Here is an 18,956-nt window from a genome sequence, read left to right on the forward strand (position 1 = left end):
TATGAGTCAGGAAACCCTCACCGTTGAACGTACCGGGCGGGTCAGCCCCGTCGTGGGCGATACCGGACGTCAGAGCGCGATGCTGCCTTCGGCGTGTCCGCAGAACCATGCCGCCAACCTGCTGCCGTTGCCTAATGGCGATCTGCTGTGCGTCTGGTTTGCCGGCACGCAGGAAGGCATCGCCGATATTTCGATTTACAGTTCGCGCCTGCCGCAGGGGCAGCAGCAGTGGACGCCGGCGGTAAAACTGTCGGACGATGAGTCCCGATCGGAGCAAAATCCGGTGCTGTTCCTCGATCCGGACAACGTGCTCTGGCTGCTGTGGACGGCGCAGAAGTCGGGCAATCAGGATACGGCCTTTGTGCGCTATCGCCAGTCGCGCGATTTGGGCGCCAGTTGGGGAGAGATCGCCACGCTGCTGGAACAGCCGGGCACCTTTATCCGCCAGCCGATCGTGGTGCTGGACAACGGCGACTGGCTGCTGCCGGTCTTCTACTGCCGCACCGCGCCGGGTGAGAAATGGGTGGGAAACCACGACGACAGCGCGGTGAAAATCTCCAGCGACCGGGGACGAAGCTGGCATGATGTGGCGGTGCCGGACAGCACCGGCTGCGTCCATATGAATATCACCCTGCTGCAGGACGGTTCGCTGCTGGCGCTGTACCGCAGCCGCTGGGCCGATTTTATCTATCAAAGCCGTTCGGTGGACGGCGGTCGCAGCTGGTCCGCGCCGCAGCCGACCGCGCTACCCAACAATAACTCCTCGATTCAATTGACCACGTTGCGTAATGGCGATTTGGCGCTGGTGTTTAACGCCATGAGCGCCAGCGGCGCGCTGGAGCGCCGGACGTCGCTGTATGACGAAATTGAGGACGAAGATGATGACGGCGGCGCAGAAGCGGCGATTCCGGCGCCGGGCGACGGCCGCAGCGCATTCTGGGGCGCGCCGCGTGCGCCGATGACGCTGGCGATCTCGCGTGACGGTGGCCGTAGCTGGCCGTATCAACGTAATCTTGACGAAGGCGACGGCTATTGCATGACCAACAACTCGCGCGAAAAGCTGAACCGGGAGTTCTCCTACCCGACCATCAAGCAGGGCGACGACGGACGGCTGCATATTGCCTATACCTATTTCCGTCAGGCAATTAAGTATGTGTGTGTGGATGAGCGCTGGGTCACCGGCGAAGGAGCGCCGTGATGATCGCCGGTAATCTGCACGATCTGCAGCTGCCCGGTTTGCCGGCCAGCCTGCAGCGCATCCTGAATCAGCCCGCCCACAGCCTGCCGGCGCTGCTGGCCACCGCGGACGGCCGGCTGGAGGGCGAAGGCTGGTTCTGTCATATCGGCGCGGCGCAAACCGCCCCGTCAGAGAGCCGCCACACGGAATATCACCGGCAGTATCTGGATATTCAGCTGGTGCTGGAGGGGGAGGAAATCATTCATTTTTCTCCCCGGCGCTCGGCGGGCGGCAGCGAGAAAAAACCGGATCTGTTTATTGTGCCGCAGCCGGAGTTGCCGCATCGTCTGCACCTGCGGCAGGGGGATTTTGCCGTGTTTTATCCCGGTGAGGCACATCAGGCGCTGTGCGCGGTCGGGTCGCCAGCGCGGGTGCGCAAAGCGGTGTTTAAAGTCGCTCTTCATCTGCTGGAGGCTGAAGTATGACCCGGCATGCGTTAGTAACCGGCGCCAGCTCCGGGATCGGCGCCGCTATTGTCCAGCGGCTGCTGGATGAGGGCTGGCGGGTGACCGGCCTCAGCCGGCGGGACGTGGCGCGGGAGCAGGCCGGCTATCGTTCACTTCAGGTCGATCTGTGCGACAGTGATGCGCTGGCGGCGGCGCTGTCCGATTTACCGCCGCCGCAGGCGGTGGTGCATGCGGCGGGGATGATGCATGCGGCCCCCGTCGGCGAGCTGGATGAAGCGGCGAGCCGGCGGCTGTGGCAGCTGCACGTACTGGCGGCGGAAACGCTGGTTACGACGCTGGCGCCGAGTATGTCCGCCGGCGGCCGTATCGTGCTGCTCGGCAGCCGGACGTCCCGCGGCGCCGCCGGCCGCAGTCAGTATGCGGCGACCAAGGCGGCAATGGTGGGGATGGTGCGCAGCTGGGCGGCGGAACTGGCACCGCGCGGTATTACCGCCAACGTGGTAGCGCCGGGCGCGACGCAGACCCCGATGCTAGAGCAGCCCGGCCGGCAAAGCTCACCGCCGAAACTGCCGCCCATCGGGCGCTATATTCAGCCGCAGGAAGTCGCGGCGCTGGTGGCTTTTTTGCTTGCGGAACCCGCCGCCGCCATCACCGGACAGGAGATGGTGATATGCGGCGGCGCATCTTTGTAATCTGACCGCGGGCGGCAGGCGCCCGCGTTGATGTTGTGATCCACCCCTCCTTTTCGCCCTCCGGTTTGCCGGTGGCGGCGTGCTCTCCATTATGCTCAGGTTTTGTCTTATTTTTTGCTGTACTTCGTTGATTACTGGCACCTCTGAGGAATTTCTGATGCATAAACCGCTTCGTTATACATTGCTTGCGACGTCGTTACTCTGCCCTCTGGGTACGCTGGCGCAACCGGCGGGCAAGCTGCCGCTAATGCCGTGGCCGCAGCAGGTGGAGATCGCCCAGCCGCAGGGCAAACTGGTGCTGACGCCTCGCATCAATCTACAGGTGGAGGGCGATAATCTGGGGGACGCGCCGGCGCGCTGGCGCCAGCGTCTTGAACTACAGACCGGCTGGACGCTGGTGCCGGGTACGACGCAGCAGGCCAGCACCATTACGGTGAAGATCCAGCGCCAGGTCTCGGCCCAGCCGCTGCCGGACAGCGATGAAAGTTACCGGCTGTCGGTGACGCCGCAGGGGGCGACGCTGAACGCCGCCACCCGCTTCGGCGCGCTGCGCGGCATGGAAACCCTGCTGCAGCTGGTGCAGACCGATAGTCACAACACCTTCCTGCCGCTGGTCAGCATCCATGACAAACCGCGCTTTGCCTGGCGTGGCGTGCTGCTGGATTCGGCGCGCCATTTCCTGCCGGTCAGCGATATTCTGCGCCAGCTGGACGGCATGGCGGCGGCCAAGCTAAACGTCTTCCACTGGCATTTGACCGACGATCAGGGCTGGCGCTTCGCCTCCGCGCGCTATCCCAAGCTGCAGCAACTGGCCAGCGACGGCCAGTTCTATACCCGCGAGCAGATGCAGCAGGTGGTGGCCTACGCCGCGGCGCGCGGCATCCGCGTGGTGCCGGAAGTCGATCTGCCGGGTCATGCCTCCAGCATCGCGGTGGCCTACCCGGAGCTGATCAGCGCGCCGGGGCCGTACCAGATGGAGCGCGAGTGGGGCGTGCATGCGCCGACGCTGGATCCCGGCAACGAGCAGGTTTATCAGTTTATTGACGCGATCGTCGGCGAGCTGACGACGATCTTCCCCGATCCCTATCTACACATCGGCGGCGATGAGGTCGATCCCAGCCAGTGGCAGCAGTCGAAAACGCTGCAGGCGCTGATGCGTGAGCATCAGCTGGCGGACGCCCATGCGCTGCAGGCCTGGTTTAATCAGCGGCTGGAAAAGATCCTCGAGCGCCATCAGCGACGCATGGTGGGCTGGGACGAGATCTACCACCCGTCGTTGCCGCGCACCATCCTGATCCAGTCCTGGCAGGGGCCGGACTCGCTGGGGGCCAGCGCGCAGGACGGTTATCAGGGCATTCTGTCCACCGGCTTCTATCTCGATCAGCCGCAGAGCACCGCCTACCACTATCGCAATGAAGTGCTGCCGCAGCCGCTCGGGGTTGAGACTCAGATCGCGGCCGGCGAGCAGGCGCAAAGCTGGCGTTTTGAGATCCCGCGGCTGAAGGGCAGCGCGGTGGCGGGCAGCTTTACCCTGATTAAGGGCCGGCAGGGCTGGCGCGGCTTTATCGACTTCGACGGCAAAACCCGCCGCGCGCTGCACGATATTATCTGGCGTACGCCGCAGCAGGTGAGCTTCCGGCTGGATACCTGGATGGGTGACACCCGTCCGGTCGTCACCCTGCAGGGGGACAAGCTCAGCGGCTATACGTTGCTGGGCAACGTGCGTTACCCCACCAGCGGCAGCCGGCTGGATGCGGCACCGGAGGGCAAAATGCCGGTGGTGCCGGGCGTCAAGCAGCAGGCCAATATTCTCGGCGGCGAGGCGGCGCTGTGGGCGGAGAACGTGCGTGCGCCGCTGCTGGATCTGAAGCTGTGGCCGCGCGCCTTTGCGGTAGCGGAGCGGCTGTGGTCGGCGCAGGACGTTACCGATGAGAACAACATGTACCGCCGTCTGGCGGCGGTGGACGCCTGGTCGGTGGTGTCCGTCGGTCTGCAGCAGCATGCGGAAACCGCGCGGGAGTTCACCCGCCTGGCCAACAGCGTCGAGATTATGCCGCTGCAAACGCTGGCCGAAGCGCTGGAGCCGGCGCAGTATTACACGCGTCAGCATCTCAAGTTCCGGGCGGGCAACTACCATCAGTTTGAGCCGCTGAACCGGCTGGTGGACGCGCTGCCGCCGGAGAGTCGGGCGGTGCGCGAGATGCATCAGCAGGTGGAGGCGCTGCTGCGCGATCGCGATAACCGCGTGGCCGCCGAGGCGCTGCGCAGCCGCCTGCTGCGCTGGCAGCAGAATGCGACGCCGGTGAAGCGGCTGATTGGCGGCAACGTGCTGATGAAAGAGTTGGCGCCGGTGGCGCAGGACGTCAACGCGCTGGCGGAGCTGGGGCTGACGTTGCTGGATCGCTGGCGGCAGGGCAAGCCGCTGGGCAAGCGTGAAGCGGAGCAGATCCAGCAGCAGCTGGACGCGGCGGCGCAGGTGCGCGATGAGTTGACCATCGCCGCGGTCTATCCGCTGGAAACCCTGCTGCGCGGCCTGACGGTGCGCTGAGCAACCGGGCGGGCCGTCTCCGGCCCGCCGTTTGCCTATGCCGTCAGCGAAACCGGCGCCTTGCCGGTGAGCCGATACAGATAGTTTTCCAGCTCCTGCCGGGTAAAGCGCGGCTCCTCAATGCCGCTGCCGGCCAGAAAGCGCTTCACGTTGCTGCAGTCCCACTGGTAGGTATCCTGATACAGCTGCACCGCCGCCTGGCCGTGCGACATGTTGTCGCGGAACAGGCTGAGCAGCGGATACAGCGGCGCGTTTTCATCATGCTGCCACTGCGCCAGCCAGTCGTGGTAAGGCATCGAGCGGAAGCGGTAGCCGAAATAGTCCGCCAGCCGCTGGAAGAACTGCTGCAGCGTCAGGTTGTTGCTGTCCTCGTGGATCAGATTGAACTTCAGCCCCAGCGCCTGCGGGTTACGGCTGATATGCGCAATGGCGCGCGTCATATAATCCACCGTGGTCAGGCCTTCACGCAGATCGCGCAGGTCGGGCAGCGTGCCGCTGCTCAGGCAGGTTTGCACCAGCCGTCCCCACCACTGGTAGTCGGCGCTGACGCCGCTTCGGCTATGGCTGGTGGCGTAGCCCAGCCGGAAGGTCATCAGCGGCAGTCCCTGCAGCGCCGCCAGATCGGCGATTTTTTCCATTACCCATTTGCTGCGTACGTAGCCAAGATCGCTGAGCACCGCCGGCAGGTTCTGGTCGATGTCGTCGCTTTCCAGCATCACCCGTTTACCGGTGTGCAGATGCCCCCAGCTGTAAACGGAGATGGTGGACAGCAGCATCAGCGGCTTGGTGCGCAGGTGGGCGGCGAAGCGGATAATTTCGTTCAGGCCCTGCACGTTGTCGCGCTTCATGTAGGAGTAAGGCTGGATAAAGTTCACCGCGCTGGCGGAGTGATAAATCATATCCACCTGCCGGCACAGTCGCTGGTACTGCTCATCGGGCAGCGCGAAGCGGGGTTCCGCCAGATTACCGGGCACGACATATACCCGGCTGCGCTGTTCGGTGCTCAGGACGATATGGTGTTTTTGCAGCACCGCATCCAGGCGTTGGTCGGCCTGTTCGGCGCTGTCGCCGCGTACCAGGCAATAGATATCCGCCTGGCGCGTGGCGAGCAGATCCGCCAGCAGGTGCGAACCGACAAAGCCGCTGGCGCCGGTCAGCAGAATGGCGCGCGGCTGCATCAGCTGCTGCGGTTCAAAGTGTGGGTTGATCTGTACGTCCGGCGGCAATTTCGCATCTTCCTGCAGTGCGCGCACCGGCTCGCTGTCCAGCTCCGGCTGCGCCTGCCCACTGCGTTGCGCCAGCGCGCGGGTCAGCGCGGCGACGGTGGGGAATTCGTAAATATCGCGCACGTAGGTTTTCACCCCGAGTCGCTGGCCGATGGCTTCCGCCAGCCGGGCCGCCAGCAGCGAATGGCCGCCGATATCGAAGAAATTATCATCGGCGCCGATCGCGTTCAGCGCCAGCAGTTCACGCCAGACGGCGGCGACCTGTTCCTGCGCGGCGTCCGGCAGCGCATTGCCCGCCGTGGTGCGGCTGGCGGCATAGTGCGCCAGCAGCGCCGCCTTGTCGGTTTTGCCGTTGGCGTTCAGCGGCAAACGCGGCAGCAGTAGGTAATCGGCCGGCAGAAAATAAGACGGAAGTGTCTTTTTTAGGCGTGCTTTGACGGCGTCGAGCAGGTCAGGCTGCGCAGCGTCGGCCACCAGGCAGGCGACGATCTTTTTATCGGCGGCGTGCTCAGGCTCGGCCACCACGGCGACCGCCGCGCTCACGCCGGGCGTCTGCATGATGACGCTCTCAATCTCACCCAGTTCAATACGGTTGCCGCGGATCTTGACCTGATCGTCCAGTCGGCCGAGGTACTGAATGCGGCCGTCCGCCAGCCAACGGGCGCGGTCGCCGCTGCGGTACAGCCGTTTGCCGTTAAACCCGACGGGCTGCAGGAATTTTTCGGCGCTGAGCTGCGGGTTATGCAGATAGCCGCGCGCCAGACAGCTGCCGCTGATAAACAGTTCGCCGGGCGCGTCGCCGCTGACCGGCTGCAGCTGCTCATCCAGAATAAAGATTTCCGTGTCGGTCACCGGGCGGCCGATGCTGGCGGTGGCCGCATCGGCGGCACAGGTGAGCGGATTACAGGTGGCGAAAATTGTCGCTTCGGTCGGGCCGTAGTAGTCAATCAGCGGACAGCCGAGCGGCGTCGGGTCGAGCGGGGTCAGCTTTTCGCCGGCGGTGAACAGATAGCGCAGCGCCAGCTGCGCCGGCTTGTCGGCGCGCACCACGTCCGGCACCAGCACCGTCGGCACGAAGGCGTGAGTCAGCCGCCGGTCGGCAAAAAACTGCAGCAGCGCGGTGGGCTGCAATCGCTGCTCTTCCGCTGGCAGGCACAGTGCGGCGCCGCTGGTCAGCGCCGACCAGATTTCCCACTGCGCGACGTCAAAGCCGATGCCGGCGTTCAGCGTGGTGCGGCAGTCGGCGTCCATGGCAAATTGCCGGTTGTGCCAGCGGACGATATTCCACAGCGGCAGGTGTTCGACCATGACGCCTTTGGGCGTGCCGGTGGTGCCGGAGGTAAAAATAACATACGCCAGCGCCTGCTGAGGAATATCGACCGGTTGACGCGTTAATACTATTTCGTCTGTAATAGTATTAATATTAATTATTCCTCCTCTGTTGTCTTGATTTATTTCATTATTATTTTCATGGTCTGATAATATAATCGACGAACGGCTTTGTTCGATAATGTATTTTATGCGTTGCTCAGGGTAGCTGCTGTCCAGCGGAATATACGCGGCGCCAGACTTGGCAATTGCCAGCATGCCGATAACCAGCTGCGGCGTACGCTGTGCCAACAGCGGAATATAATCACCGGGGCCGACACCTTTCTGTTGCAGCAAGGCGCACAGACGATCGCTCAACGTATCAAGCTTTTGATAACTCATTGTATTATTGTCTTTATCGATAATTGCCGGGTGAGCAGGGGACGTGGAAACCTGTTGGATAAAAGCATCCAATACGTGATTGGCCATGGTTCTCTCCTAATAGCAAATATTGGTATAAAGAGATATGAGGTAAGGTTTGCCCGGCCGGACGAAAATTAATTATAGCCAGATTTGGTGGGGTGGAATTAAAATGGAGTGGGATTATTATTACTGCTTGTTTTAGGGGAAATAATAATATTATCTAAACATAAAACGGCCGGCATAAGCCGACCGCTGTCAATCTAGCTTGACGCTGGAATTAACGACGTACGGCAATCGCTTCGATTTCAATTTTCACGTCTTTTGGCAGACGCGCCACTTCCACGCAGGAGCGGGCCGGGAACGGCGCGTTGTGTTCGCTGAAGAAGGCTTCGTAGGTGGCGTTAACGGTGGCGAAATCGTTGAGATCTTTGACGAACACCGTGGTTTTAACGATGTCGGCGACCTTCAGGCCGGCGGCTTCGACGATGGCCTGCACGTTTTCCAGCGACTGGCGCGCCTGAGCGGCGACGTCGTCGGCCACGGCGCCGGTTTTCGGATCGACCGGGATCTGGCCGGAGGTGATGATCATGCTGCCCAGGTCAACGCCCTGCACATAAGGACCAATGGCTGCCGGTGCGAGTTCAGTGCTGATGTTACGTGACATGTTTTCTCCTGATTTTCCCTGCGGGTTCAGGCCGCGCCGCGGCGTAAATCCGTCAGGTATCAACGTGGGTAGTGAGCTTCGGAAATCCCATTATAGGGCGTCGCCGGCAGATGAACAGGCGCGCCCGGCAATTTTATCCGGCCTGCAGCACCACCTGATGCTCGAACTCTTTTTCGCAGTAGCGGCACTGCAGATGCACCGCGTCGGCGCGGGATTTAACGCTGAAGCTGGAGGGCACCGGCTCGCTGCGGCTGATGCAGTTGCCGTTCGGGCAGGTCAGCACGCCGTCGATATGGTCCGGCAGGCTGGGGGTCAGCTTGTGCACCACCTCATAATTGTCGATGCGGTTGACCGTGGCCTTCGGCGCGTACATCGCCAGCTGGTTGGCCTGCTGCTCGGTCAGGAAGGTGTTCTCAATCTTGATCAGATCTTTATGCCCCAGCTCTTTCGAGGGCAGATTCAGGCCGATGGTGATGCGCTGGTCGGTGGCGGTCAGCTTGAACAGGGTCAGCAGTTTAAAGCCGACCTGCGCCGGAATGTGGTCGATCACCGTGCCGCATTTGATGGCTTCAACCTGCAGTTTATTATCGTGCGTCATGATGGTTCCCCTTAAAAGTCCAGTTCTGCGGTTAATACCAGCGCCAGCAGCGCCTGCCGGGCGAAAATGCCGTTGCCCGCCTGCTGGAAGTAGTAGGCGTACGGCGTTTTATCGACGTCGATGGTGATTTCATCGATGCGCGGCAGCGGGTGCAGCACCTTCATGTTGTCGCGCGCCCCGGCCAGATCGGCGGCGCGCAGCACGAACTGCGCCTTCACGTTGGCGTATTCCGACGGGTCGAGGCGCTCTTTCTGTACGCGCGTCATATACAGAATATCCAGCTGCGGCACCACTTCTTCAATGCTGTTGTGCAGGCTGTACGGAATGCCTTTCTCTTCCAGCATCTTCAGGATGTAACCCGGCATCGCCAGCGCGTCCGGAGCGATGAAATAGAAGCGGTTGCCTTCAAACTTGGCCAGGGCCTGGGTCAGAGAGTGCACGGTACGGCCGTACTTCAGGTCGCCGACCATGGCGATGTTGATATTGCTCAGTCGCCCCTGCGTTTCCTGAATGGTGAACAGATCCAGCAGCGTTTGCGTCGGGTGCTGGTTGGCGCCGTCGCCGGCGTTAAGCACCGGAATGTCGCCGGAAAAGTCGGAGGCCAGGCGCGCCGCGCCCTCCTGCGGGTGGCGCATCACAATCGCGTCAACGTAGGTGCTGATAACGGAAATGGTGTCGGACAGCGTTTCGCCTTTCTTGCCGAGGGAGGTGTTGCTGCTGTCGGAAAAGCCGACCACCGAGGCGCCCAGGCGCTGAATGGCGGTTTCAAACGACAGACGGGTGCGGGTTGAAGCCTCGAAGAAACAGCTGGCGATGACCTTGTGCTTCAGCAGTTCCGGCTGCGGCTGCGCCTTCAGACTGGCGGCGGTGCGCAGCACCAGTTCCAGATCTTCACGGCTGAGATCGTTAATAGAGATGATGTTTTTGTGATACAGCGGGTTGGCCATTTTTCACTCTCCTCGACGCATGCCCGTGGCGCGGGGCGGTTAACAAACGCGGTGACGCTCTGCCTTGCAGGCAAAAAAAAGCCCCTCAACGAGGGGCCTTTTTAATAAGATCGGTCCGGCAACAGGAGAAATAACGCCAGCTGACCGCCGATTGGCAGCCGGTTTTGCGGTGCAAAAGTGGTGCTGTTGTTCATGCTTTCTCCTGGCAAATTGCCGCGCATTATACCCGCGACGGACGCCGCTGCAAACGTTAAAAAGGGATTTTCGCAATCGATTGGCCGGAGGAAAAACGGAAAAGGGAAAGCGGGCCGTAACCCGCTTTCCCATTGCCTGTGCGTGACGCGCCCCGGCAATATGCTGTTGAGCTTAGCCTAAATCAGGCGAAAGGGATCGTTTTCTTACCCTTCCTGGCTCAGCGTGGCGACCATCACCGCCTTGATGGTGTGCAGACGGTTCTCCGCCTGATCGAACACGATGCTGTGCGACGACTCAAACACTTCGTCGGTGACCTCCATGCCGCCGTACAGGCCGTACTGTTCGGCCATCTGCTTACCAAGGGTGGTCTGGTCGTCGTGGAACGCCGGCAGACAGTGCAGGAACTTAACCTGCGGGTTGCCGGTCTGGCGCAGCATCGCCATATTGACCTGATAAGGCTTGAGCAGCGCGATACGCTCCTGCCACACCTCTTTTGCTTCGCCCATCGACACCCAGACGTCGGTATACAGGAAGTCGGCGTCCTGCACCCCGGCGGCGATATCTTCGGTCAGGGTAATCTTGCCGCCCAGACGTTCGGTCTGCGCCTGGCACTCCGCCACCAGCTCCGCCTGCGGCCAGCAGGCCTTGGGCGCCACCAGACGCAGATCCATGCCCGTCAGCGCCGCCGCTTCCAGCAGCGTGTTGCCCATGTTGTTGCGCGCATCGCCGATATAGGCGAACTTCACCGCCGACAGCGGTTTGCCCGGCAGGTGTTCCTGCACCGTCAGCAGATCGGCGAGCAGCTGGGTGGGGTGGAACTCATCGGTCAGGCCGTTCCAGACCGGCACGCCGGCGTAGTGCGCCAGCGTTTCCACCAGCGGCTGGCCGTAGCCGCGGTACTGAATGCCGTCGTACATGCGCCCCAGCACCCGGGCGGTGTCTTTCATCGACTCTTTGTGGCCGATCTGGCTGCCGCTCGACCCGAGATAGGTGACCTGTGCCCCTTGGTCGAACGCGGCGACTTCAAACGCGCAGCGGGTGCGGGTGGAATCCTTCTCAAAGATGAGCGCAATATTTTTCCCCTGCAGGCGGCGGGCTTCACGGCCCTGTTTTTTCGCCAGCTTCAGATCGGCAGCCAGCTGCAGCAGCGCCTGCAGCTCCGCCGGGGTGAAATCCATCAAGCGTAAAAAATGCCGCTGGTAAAAGGGGTTTGTGCTGCTCATCGCCAGGTATCCTTTATCGTCTATTTTTGAATTAAAATTCACTTTATATGTATGAATATTCAAATTCAACCCCGAGCAGGAAATCTTTCGTGATTAACGTGGCAGCCGCGACGGCGCTGTGTGAAAATAGAAGGAGTAAAAGCCATTTATTGAGGATAGAGTCATGGCAAACCGCGAATTGCTGGAAGAACAACGGGAAGAGACGCGTCTGATCATCGAAGAACTGCTGGAAGACGGCAGCGATCCGGATGCGCTCTACACCATCGAGCACCATTTCTCTGCCGAAAAGTTTGAAGTCCTGGAGAAGGCCGCGGTGGAAGCCTTCAAACTGGGTTATGAAGTCACCGACGCCGAAGAGCTGGAAGTGGAAGACGGCCAGCTGCTGATGTGCTGCGACGTGATCAGCGAAGTGGGCCTGAACCCGGAAGTGATCGACGCACAGGTCGAGCAGCTGGTGGCGCTGGCGGAAAAATGCGGCGTCAGCTACGACGGCTGGGGCACCTATTTTGAAGACCCGGACGGTGAAGACGGCGACGACGAAGACGGTGAATTTATCGACGAAGACGACGACGGCAAGCGCCACTGATCGTTCCCTGTTTAACCACTCTGTAGGGCCGGCTCCCGCCGGCCTTTGAAGACTTTATGAATTACCCATCGTTACTTGCCCCGATCCTCTCTTTTCTGCACTGTGAAACCCCGGACGGCTGGATCGACGCCGCGCGCCGGCCGGAAAACCTGTCGCTGCTGCTGACCGACCATCTGGTGTGCGAGCTGAAAGCCGCCCAGACCGGCATGTGGCTGATCCGTCGCTACGTGGTGGACAAGGAGAGCGGCGATGCGCTGTTGGCGCTGCTGAAGCCGTATGAGACGTTTGTGCATGAGGCGCAGGGCGTGCCGGAGGCGCTGTTCAACCAGAGCCAGTTCACCCGCAAACTGCTGCCGAAGCAGGGGTCCGCCTACGGCCAGGATCTGGTGGATAAAATGGTGCTGCTGATTAAAGAGGAACTGCACCACTTTTCTCAGGTGCTGTCGATTATGCAGTCGCGCGGCATTGCCTATAAGAAAATCACCGCCAGCCGCTACGCCAAGCGGATGATCCGCGAGGTGCGCACTCACGATCCGGCGACGCTGATCGATAAACTGATCTGCGGCGCCTATATCGAGGCCCGCTCCTGCGAGCGCTTCGCCAGGCTGGCGCCGCATCTGGACGACGAGCTGCACCGCTTCTACCTGTCGCTGCTGCGCTCGGAGGCGCGCCACTATCAGGATTACCTGACGCTGGCGCAGCAGATCGCCGGCAGCGAGGATATCAGCGCACGCGTCGCCCACTTTGGCCGTATCGAGGCGGAGCTGATCCTGTCGCCGGACGATGAGTTCCGCTTCCACAGCGGCCTGCCGGCCTAGTCCGCCGCGCCGAGGATCAGATCGGCGGCCTTCTCGGCCAGCATAATGGTCGGCGCGTTGGTATTGCCGCTGGGCACCTGCGGCATCACCGAACCGTCGACCACCCGCAGCCGCGCAAAACCGTGCACCCGCAGCTGCAGATCGGTGACCGACTCCGCGGCGTGCTGCCCCATGCGGCAGCTGCCCACCGGGTGATACACCGTTTTACAGAAGTTGCGCACGAACTCCTCCAGCTGCGCGTCATCCTGCTGCCACGCCGGCAGCGGCATCAGCACCTCTTTGATTAACGGCTTCAGCGCCGCGGTCTGCAGAAAACGCAGGCCGAATTTCACCGCGCGCACGCAGCCGGCCAGGTCTTCCGGGTGGCCGAGGTAGTTGGCGTGCAGCTTCACCGCGTCGGCCGGGTTGCGGCTGCGCAGCAGCACCTCGCCGCGCGCCTTCGGCTGCAGATAGCCGACCTTCAGCGTCACGCCGTGGACCTCGGGCAGCGGTTCGCCCGGCACGTTGTCCCAGCCGTCGAGCAACGGCAGGAAGTGCACCTGCACGTCGGGGCGATCGCCGCCGCGGCTGTCGGCGAAGGCCGCGCCTTCCAGAATATTGGAGGTCAGCACGCCGCTGCGGAACGCCAGCCACTGCGCGCCGTGGCGCAGCGCCTGCAGGCCGCGGTCGGCGCCGAACAGGCTGACCGGCTGACGGGTGCTGGCGTTAATCGACATATGCAGATGGTCGTGGAAGTTTTTGCCCACCGGCAGGTCGGCCAGCGGCGTGATGCCCAGCGATGTCAGATGCGCATGCGGGCCGATGCCCGACAGCATCAGCAGCTTGGGCGAGCCGACCGCGCCGGCGCAGATAATCACTTCCTGTTCGGCGAAGGCGCTCACTTCGGCGCCGCCGTTCTGGCTGTAGGCCACGCCGCGGGCGACGTTGTCTTCAATAATCACCCGGTGCGCCAGCGCGTTGAGTTTTACCACCAGCCGCTGCTGGTCGCGCACCGCCTGCAGGTAGGTGCGCGCGGTGCTGGCGCGCTCGCCGTTGCGGGTGGTGGTCTGATAGAAGCCGACGCCGTGCTGGCTGTCGCCGTTGAAGTCGTTGCGGTAGGGCAGGTTCAGCTCCTGCCCGGCGCGGATAAACGCCATGCTGAGCGGATGGCGATAGCGGTTCTCACTGACCGGCAGCAGCCCCTCGTCGCCGTGATAGGCGTCGGACAGACTTTCGTTGGCCTCGGCGCGCCGGAAGTAGGGCAGCACGTCGCGGTAGCCCCAGCCGTGGCAGCCGTACTGCTGCTCCCAGTCGTCGTAATCCTGCCGCTGGCCGCGGATGTAGATCATGCCGTTGATCGAGCTGCTGCCGCCCAGCACTTTCCCCTGGGCGATCTGCATACGGCGGCCGTTGGCGTGCGGTTCCGGCTCGGTTTCATAGGGCCAGCTTTTTTTGGCGATGATCTTCGCCACCCCGGCGGGCATTTTGATAAACAGGTTATTGTCGTCGCCGCCGGCCTCCAGCAGCAGCACCCGCGCCTGGGTGCGGCGGATCAACTGCGCCGCCAGCACGCAGCCGGCCGAGCCGGCGCCGACGATGATGTAATCAAAACGGTTGTCTGACATAGACACTCCCTGTTGGCTGAACGAATCGCTGATAGCAGCGTAGTCCAGCCGGCAGGATGCTCAAACATGCATTCATTAATTTATTAATGAATGTCACAATAAATCGATGGCTAATGATTTTAGATGAATTTAACTGATTGAATAGCACCGTATTCTTTCTGAAAATATCAATGACTTTGATATTAATAGCTTCGCCGCGGGCAGGGCGTCCGCGGCGGCGTCGGGCGGGGATTACAGCGTTTTCAGCATGGTGACTTCGCAGTCGCCGTGGCCGGTGTGGCCCATGGCGTGGTCGATATGGACAAAGCCGAGGTGCTGATACAGGCCGACGGCCTGCGTCAGGCTGGCGGTGGTTTCCAGATAGCAGCGCAGGAAGCCCTGCTCGCGGGCGAACGCCAACGCCTGCAGCGCCAGCCGCTTCGCCAGCCCCTGTCCGCGCAGCGCCGGCAGGAAGTACATTTTCTGCAGTTCGCACACGTCCGCTTCGCCGCCCGGCAGCGGAGCGACGCCGCCGCCGCCGGCCACCTGACCGTTAAGCTCCACCACCCAGTAGGCGCTGCGCGGCCGGCTGTACAGCTGGTACAGCGCATCCAGATCCGGGTCGGAAACGGTGTAGCCCTTGTCCGCGGTGAGGCCGTGCTCGGCGGACACCTCGCGGATCACCTGGGCGATGGCGGCGTTATCGGCCGCCGCGATGGGGCGCACCCGCAGGCGCACGGGAGTTGCGGTTGTCATGTTTACTTTTGCCATCCAAAAGAGATCGTCGTTGTTTTTATTCCAGCAGCAAGCGCACCGGGGATATTTCCCGGTGAAGCGTCCGTGCGCGATTGATAGTCTGTAATAACACTGAAGCCGGGGCTGATGCAACGGCGAAAAAAAACAGCGGGGGTTAACCCGCTGTGCAAAGTCGTCTGATAGTTCGAGATACTCGGGCCTAGCGCACCGAGGGGCGCTTCGGCGGCTTGCGCCGCTACGACCCCATCGGCACGCTCTCCCTAATAATCAGCTTTACCGGTTATCTGACTGACGGGCGCACGCAGCGGCGCCCGCGGGATTACAGCGCGGCGATGGTCGCCTGCTGCTCTTGCAGTTTCACCTTGCCTTCCTTGCAGGCCGCCAGGCGATCGCGCTCTTTGGCGACAACCGCTTCCGGCGCGCGCGAGACAAAGCCTTCGTTCGACAGCTTGCCTTCAATCGCGGCGATCTCGCCGTCCAGCTTGGCCATCTCTTTCGCCAGGCGCGCAATTTCCGCGTCCTTGTCGATAAAGCCGGCCATCGGGATCAGCAGTTCGGCGCCGTCCACCAGCTTGGTGACGGAAACCGGGCCTTTCTCGCCGGCAGGCAGCAGCGCGATGGATTCCAGACGCGCCAGACGGGCGATAAAGTTCTGGTTCTCCTGCACGCGGCGCTGGGCGTCGCCGTTCGCGTTGCGCAGCAGCACTTCCAGCGTTTTGCTTGGCGCGATGTTCATCTCGGCGCGGATGTTACGCACCGCGATGATGGCCTGCTTGATCCACTCCAGATCCGCCAGCGCCTGCTCATCTTCCAGCGCGCTGTCGTAGGCCGGGAACGGCTGCAGCATGATGGTATCGGCGCTGATGCCCTTCAGCAGCTTGACGCGCTGCCAGATGGTTTCGGTGATAAACGGAATGATCGGGTGCGCCAGGCGCAGCAGCGCTTCCAGCACGGTGATCAGCGTGTTGCGCGTGCCGCGCTGTTCCGCTTCGCTGCCGTTGCTGATAACCGGCTTGGTCAGCTCCAGGTACCAGTCGCAGAACTGGTTCCAGGTGAACTCGTACAGAATGCCGGCGGCGATGTCGAAGCGGTAGCTGTCCAGCGCGTCGCGGTAAGCTTTCACCGTACGGTTGAATTCCGCCAGGATCCAGCGGTCCGCCAGCGACAGCTGCATGTCGCCACCGTTGAAGCCGCAGTCGTGCTCTTCGGTGTTCATCAGCACAAAGCGGCTGGCATTCCACAGCTTGTTACAGAAGTTGCGGTAGCCTTCCAGGCGCTTCATATCCCAGTTGATGTCGCGGCCGGTGGAGGCCAGCGCCGCCAGGGTAAAGCGCAGGGCGTCGGTGCCGTGCGGCTCGATGCCGTTCGGGAACTGCTTCTCGGTGCGCTTGCGGATTTTCTCCGCCAGCTGCGGCTGCATCATGTTGCCGGTGCGTTTTTCCAGCAGATCTTCCAGCGAAATGCCGTCGACCATATCCAGCGGGTCAATGACGTTGCCCTTGGACTTGGACATCTTCTGCCCTTCGTCGTCGCGGATCAGGCCGGTCATGTAAACGGTGTGGAACGGCACCTGCGGCTTGCCGTTTTCATCTTTGATAAAGTGCATGGTCAGCATGATCATGCGGGCGATCCAGAAGAAGATGATGTCGAAGCCGCTGACCATCACGCTGGTCGGGTGGAAGGTTTTCAGCGCGTCGGTCTGCTCCGGCCAGCCCAGGGTGGAGAAGGTCCACAGGCCGGAAGAGAACCAGGTGTCCAGCACGTCTTCGTCCTGGCTGAGCGCCACGTCCGCCGCCAGGTTGTTGTCGCGGCGCACTTCTTCCTCGTTGCGGCCGACGTACACTTTGCCGTTGGCGTCGTACCAGGCCGGAATGCGGTGGCCCCACCACAGCTGACGGGAGATACACCAGTCCTGAATGTCGCGCATCCAGCTGAAGTACATGTTTTCGTACTGCTTCGGTACGAACTGGATATCGCCTTGCTCAACCGCTTCCACCGCCACTTTCGCCAGCGGCGCGGTGCGTACGTACCATTGGTCGGTCAGCATTGGTTCGATGACCACGCCGCCGCGGTCGCCGTAAGGCACGGTCAGGTCGTGCGGTTTGATTTCGTCCAGCAGGCCAAGCTCTTCAAAGGCGGCCACCACGGCTTTACGCGCCGCGAAGCGCTCCAGGCCGCGGAACTGTACCGGGATATCGCTGCTGTAAACGTCGCTGGCTTCGCCCAGGGTATCGAACACTTCCGCTTCCTGACGGATATCGCCGTCGAAAGTCAGAATGTTGATCATCGGCAGGCCGTGGCGCTTGCCCACTTCATAGTCGTTGAAGTCGTGCGCCGGGGTGATTTTCACGCAGCCGGTGCCTTTTTCCATATCGGCGTGTTCATCGCCGACGATGCGGATGCGGCGGCCTACCAGCGGCAACTCGATCTCTTTGCCGATCAGATCCTTGTAGCGCGGGTCTTCCGGGTTTACCGCCACGCCGGTGTCGCCCAGCATGGTTTCCGGACGGGTGGTGGCGACGATCAGGTAGTCTTTCCCTTCGGCGGTTTTCGCGCCGTCGGCCAGCGGATAGCGCAGGTGCCACATGGAACCTTTGGATTCGCGGTTTTCCACTTCCAGATCGGAGATGGCGGTGCGCAGTTTCGGATCCCAGTTCACCAGGCGCTTGCCGCGGTAGATCAGGTCTTCATTGTACAGGCGGACAAACACTTCCTTCACCGCGTTGGACAGGCCCTCATCCATGGTGAAGCGCTCGCGCTCCCAGTCTACCGAGTTGCCGAGGCGGCGCATCTGACGGGTGATGGTGCCGCCGGATTCCGCCTTCCACTGCCAGATTTTGTCGATAAACGCGTCGCGGCCGTAGTCGTGGCGGGTTTTACCTTCTTCCGCGGCGATTTTGCGCTCCACCACCATCTGGGTGGCGATGCCGGCGTGGTCGGTGCCCGCCTGCCACAGGGTGTTTTTACCCTGCATGCGCTGATAGCGGATCATGGTGTCCATGATGGTCTGCTGGAAAGCGTGACCCATGTGCAGGCTGCCGGTGACGTTCGGCGGCGGGATCATGATGCAGAAGCTTTCCTGGCTGGTGTCGCCATTGGGCTTGAAGTAACCTTGCTCTTCCCAATGGTCGTACAGTTTCTGTTCGATCTGGGTCGGGTTATAGGCGGTATCGAGCTGACTGTTTGTCTTTTCCATTTTATTTCGTAATTCAGTGAGTTGGCGGCGTTGCCGTGGTCAAGTGGAAGCCGACGCTGCGATAGGCTTTGTATCGGTCGCGCGCCAACTGTTTTAAGGTTTCTTCATAAGGGACAAAGTCTACCACTTCATGGAAAGCGGTGGCAAAGTCCGCAAACTGCGGCAGCAGGGCGATCAGCAGATCGCGCGGGGCGTTGCCGCGCTTGCCGGGCCAGCACAGCTCCACCGGCGCGCCGTAGTGCGGCCCTTCGCCGGCCAGGTTGTGCGGCACAAACTGGTGCGGGTCGCGCTGCCACAGCGCTTCATCCAGCCGGATGGCCTGTTCCTGACTTTCACAGGCGACCAGCACCCGCTTGCCGGCGCGGAAGGCGTCGGCGGCTACGGCGCAGGCCACGGCCTCGTGCGCGCTCAGCGCGCCCGCCGGGTCGGCATTGTCGAGCAAGTAAAACGTCGCCTGTTTCATGATGGATCCACCGCTGCCGATAAAAAAACAGGGCACAACGTGTCGGTTGCGCCCTTTTAGGGAACGGGGCAGATAACGCTGCCCCT

At 61.8% G+C, this 18,956-nt stretch carries 15 protein-coding genes; 6 read left to right on the forward strand and 9 right to left on the reverse strand.

Annotated features, from left to right (window positions below):
* Position 1: 1 nt before the first annotated feature.
* The 4 genes from D781_RS02170 to D781_RS02185 all read left to right on the forward strand — a co-directional run bounded on the left by D781_RS02170 (position 2) and on the right by D781_RS02185 (position 4,884).
* Positions 2 to 1,198 carry an exo-alpha-sialidase gene (locus tag D781_RS02170; protein WP_015670668.1) on the forward strand — a complete coding sequence of 399 codons (1,197 nt, stop codon included), beginning with the start codon at positions 2 to 4 and terminating at the stop codon, positions 1,196 to 1,198.
* The gene (locus D781_RS02175; RefSeq protein WP_015670669.1) at positions 1,198 to 1,662 is read left to right on the forward strand and encodes a YhcH/YjgK/YiaL family protein; all 465 of its coding nucleotides are present in this window, start codon (positions 1,198 to 1,200) and stop codon (positions 1,660 to 1,662) included. The genes D781_RS02170 and D781_RS02175 overlap by 1 nt, the downstream gene beginning before the upstream one ends.
* Positions 1,659 to 2,336: an SDR family oxidoreductase gene (locus D781_RS02180; RefSeq protein ID WP_015670670.1), complete on the forward strand. Its 678-nt coding sequence runs from the start codon at positions 1,659 to 1,661 to the stop codon at positions 2,334 to 2,336. The genes D781_RS02175 and D781_RS02180 overlap by 4 nt, the downstream gene beginning before the upstream one ends.
* 157 nt (positions 2,337 to 2,493) lie before the next feature.
* On the forward strand, positions 2,494 to 4,884 hold the full coding sequence (locus D781_RS02185) for a family 20 glycosylhydrolase (protein WP_015670671.1): 2,391 nt from the start codon (positions 2,494 to 2,496) through the stop codon (positions 4,882 to 4,884).
* A gap of 35 nt (positions 4,885 to 4,919) precedes the next feature.
* Here D781_RS02185 and D781_RS02190 read toward each other — a convergent pair whose 3' ends face one another.
* From D781_RS02190 to argF, 5 genes are all read right to left on the reverse strand, one after another.
* A complete protein-coding gene (locus D781_RS02190; protein ID WP_015670672.1) occupies positions 4,920 to 7,907 on the reverse strand; it encodes an amino acid adenylation domain-containing protein in 2,988 nt (995 codons plus the stop codon).
* A gap of 211 nt (positions 7,908 to 8,118) precedes the next feature.
* On the reverse strand, positions 8,119 to 8,505 hold the full coding sequence (gene ridA / locus D781_RS02195) for a 2-iminobutanoate/2-iminopropanoate deaminase (protein ID WP_015670673.1): 387 nt from the start codon (positions 8,503 to 8,505) through the stop codon (positions 8,119 to 8,121).
* A gap of 133 nt (positions 8,506 to 8,638) precedes the next feature.
* Positions 8,639 to 9,103, reverse strand: a complete 465-nt coding sequence (pyrI, locus tag D781_RS02200) for an aspartate carbamoyltransferase regulatory subunit (protein WP_015670674.1) — start codon at positions 9,101 to 9,103, stop codon at positions 8,639 to 8,641.
* 11 nt (positions 9,104 to 9,114) lie between these two features.
* Positions 9,115 to 10,050, reverse strand: a complete 936-nt coding sequence (pyrB, locus tag D781_RS02205) for an aspartate carbamoyltransferase (protein WP_015670675.1) — start codon at positions 10,048 to 10,050, stop codon at positions 9,115 to 9,117.
* A 398-nt stretch (positions 10,051 to 10,448) separates the two neighbouring features.
* Complete coding sequence (gene argF / locus D781_RS02210) at positions 10,449 to 11,468, reverse strand: ornithine carbamoyltransferase (protein WP_015670676.1); 1,020 nt, start codon at positions 11,466 to 11,468, stop codon at positions 10,449 to 10,451.
* A gap of 163 nt (positions 11,469 to 11,631) precedes the next feature.
* Here argF and rraB point away from each other — a divergent pair, with 163 nt between their 5' ends.
* On the forward strand, positions 11,632 to 12,054 hold the full coding sequence (rraB, locus tag D781_RS02215) for a ribonuclease E inhibitor RraB (RefSeq protein WP_015670677.1): 423 nt from the start codon (positions 11,632 to 11,634) through the stop codon (positions 12,052 to 12,054).
* Between the two features lie 56 nt (positions 12,055 to 12,110).
* The gene (gene miaE / locus D781_RS02220) at positions 12,111 to 12,872 is read left to right on the forward strand and encodes a tRNA isopentenyl-2-thiomethyl-A-37 hydroxylase MiaE (RefSeq protein WP_015670678.1); all 762 of its coding nucleotides are present in this window, start codon (positions 12,111 to 12,113) and stop codon (positions 12,870 to 12,872) included.
* On the opposite strand, the gene D781_RS02225 is transcribed toward miaE, so the two are convergent.
* The 4 genes from D781_RS02225 to D781_RS02240 all read right to left on the reverse strand — a co-directional run bounded on the left by D781_RS02225 (position 12,869) and on the right by D781_RS02240 (position 18,870).
* Positions 12,869 to 14,476, reverse strand: a complete 1,608-nt coding sequence (locus D781_RS02225) for a GMC family oxidoreductase N-terminal domain-containing protein (RefSeq protein ID WP_015670679.1) — start codon at positions 14,474 to 14,476, stop codon at positions 12,869 to 12,871. The genes miaE and D781_RS02225 overlap by 4 nt on opposite strands.
* A 231-nt stretch (positions 14,477 to 14,707) precedes the next feature.
* A complete protein-coding gene (locus D781_RS02230) occupies positions 14,708 to 15,211 on the reverse strand; it encodes a GNAT family N-acetyltransferase (RefSeq protein ID WP_015670680.1) in 504 nt (167 codons plus the stop codon).
* A 319-nt stretch (positions 15,212 to 15,530) separates the two neighbouring features.
* The gene (locus D781_RS02235; RefSeq protein WP_015670681.1) at positions 15,531 to 18,407 is read right to left on the reverse strand and encodes a valine--tRNA ligase; all 2,877 of its coding nucleotides are present in this window, start codon (positions 18,405 to 18,407) and stop codon (positions 15,531 to 15,533) included.
* A 13-nt stretch (positions 18,408 to 18,420) separates the two neighbouring features.
* Complete coding sequence (locus D781_RS02240; protein ID WP_015670682.1) at positions 18,421 to 18,870, reverse strand: DNA polymerase III subunit chi; 450 nt, start codon at positions 18,868 to 18,870, stop codon at positions 18,421 to 18,423.
* Positions 18,871 to 18,956 lie beyond the last annotated feature (86 nt).

Origin of the sequence: Serratia sp. FGI94 (assembly GCF_000330865.1) — a bacterium.
In the GTDB taxonomy this organism is placed as follows: domain Bacteria; phylum Pseudomonadota; class Gammaproteobacteria; order Enterobacterales; family Enterobacteriaceae; genus Serratia_B; species Serratia_B rubidaea.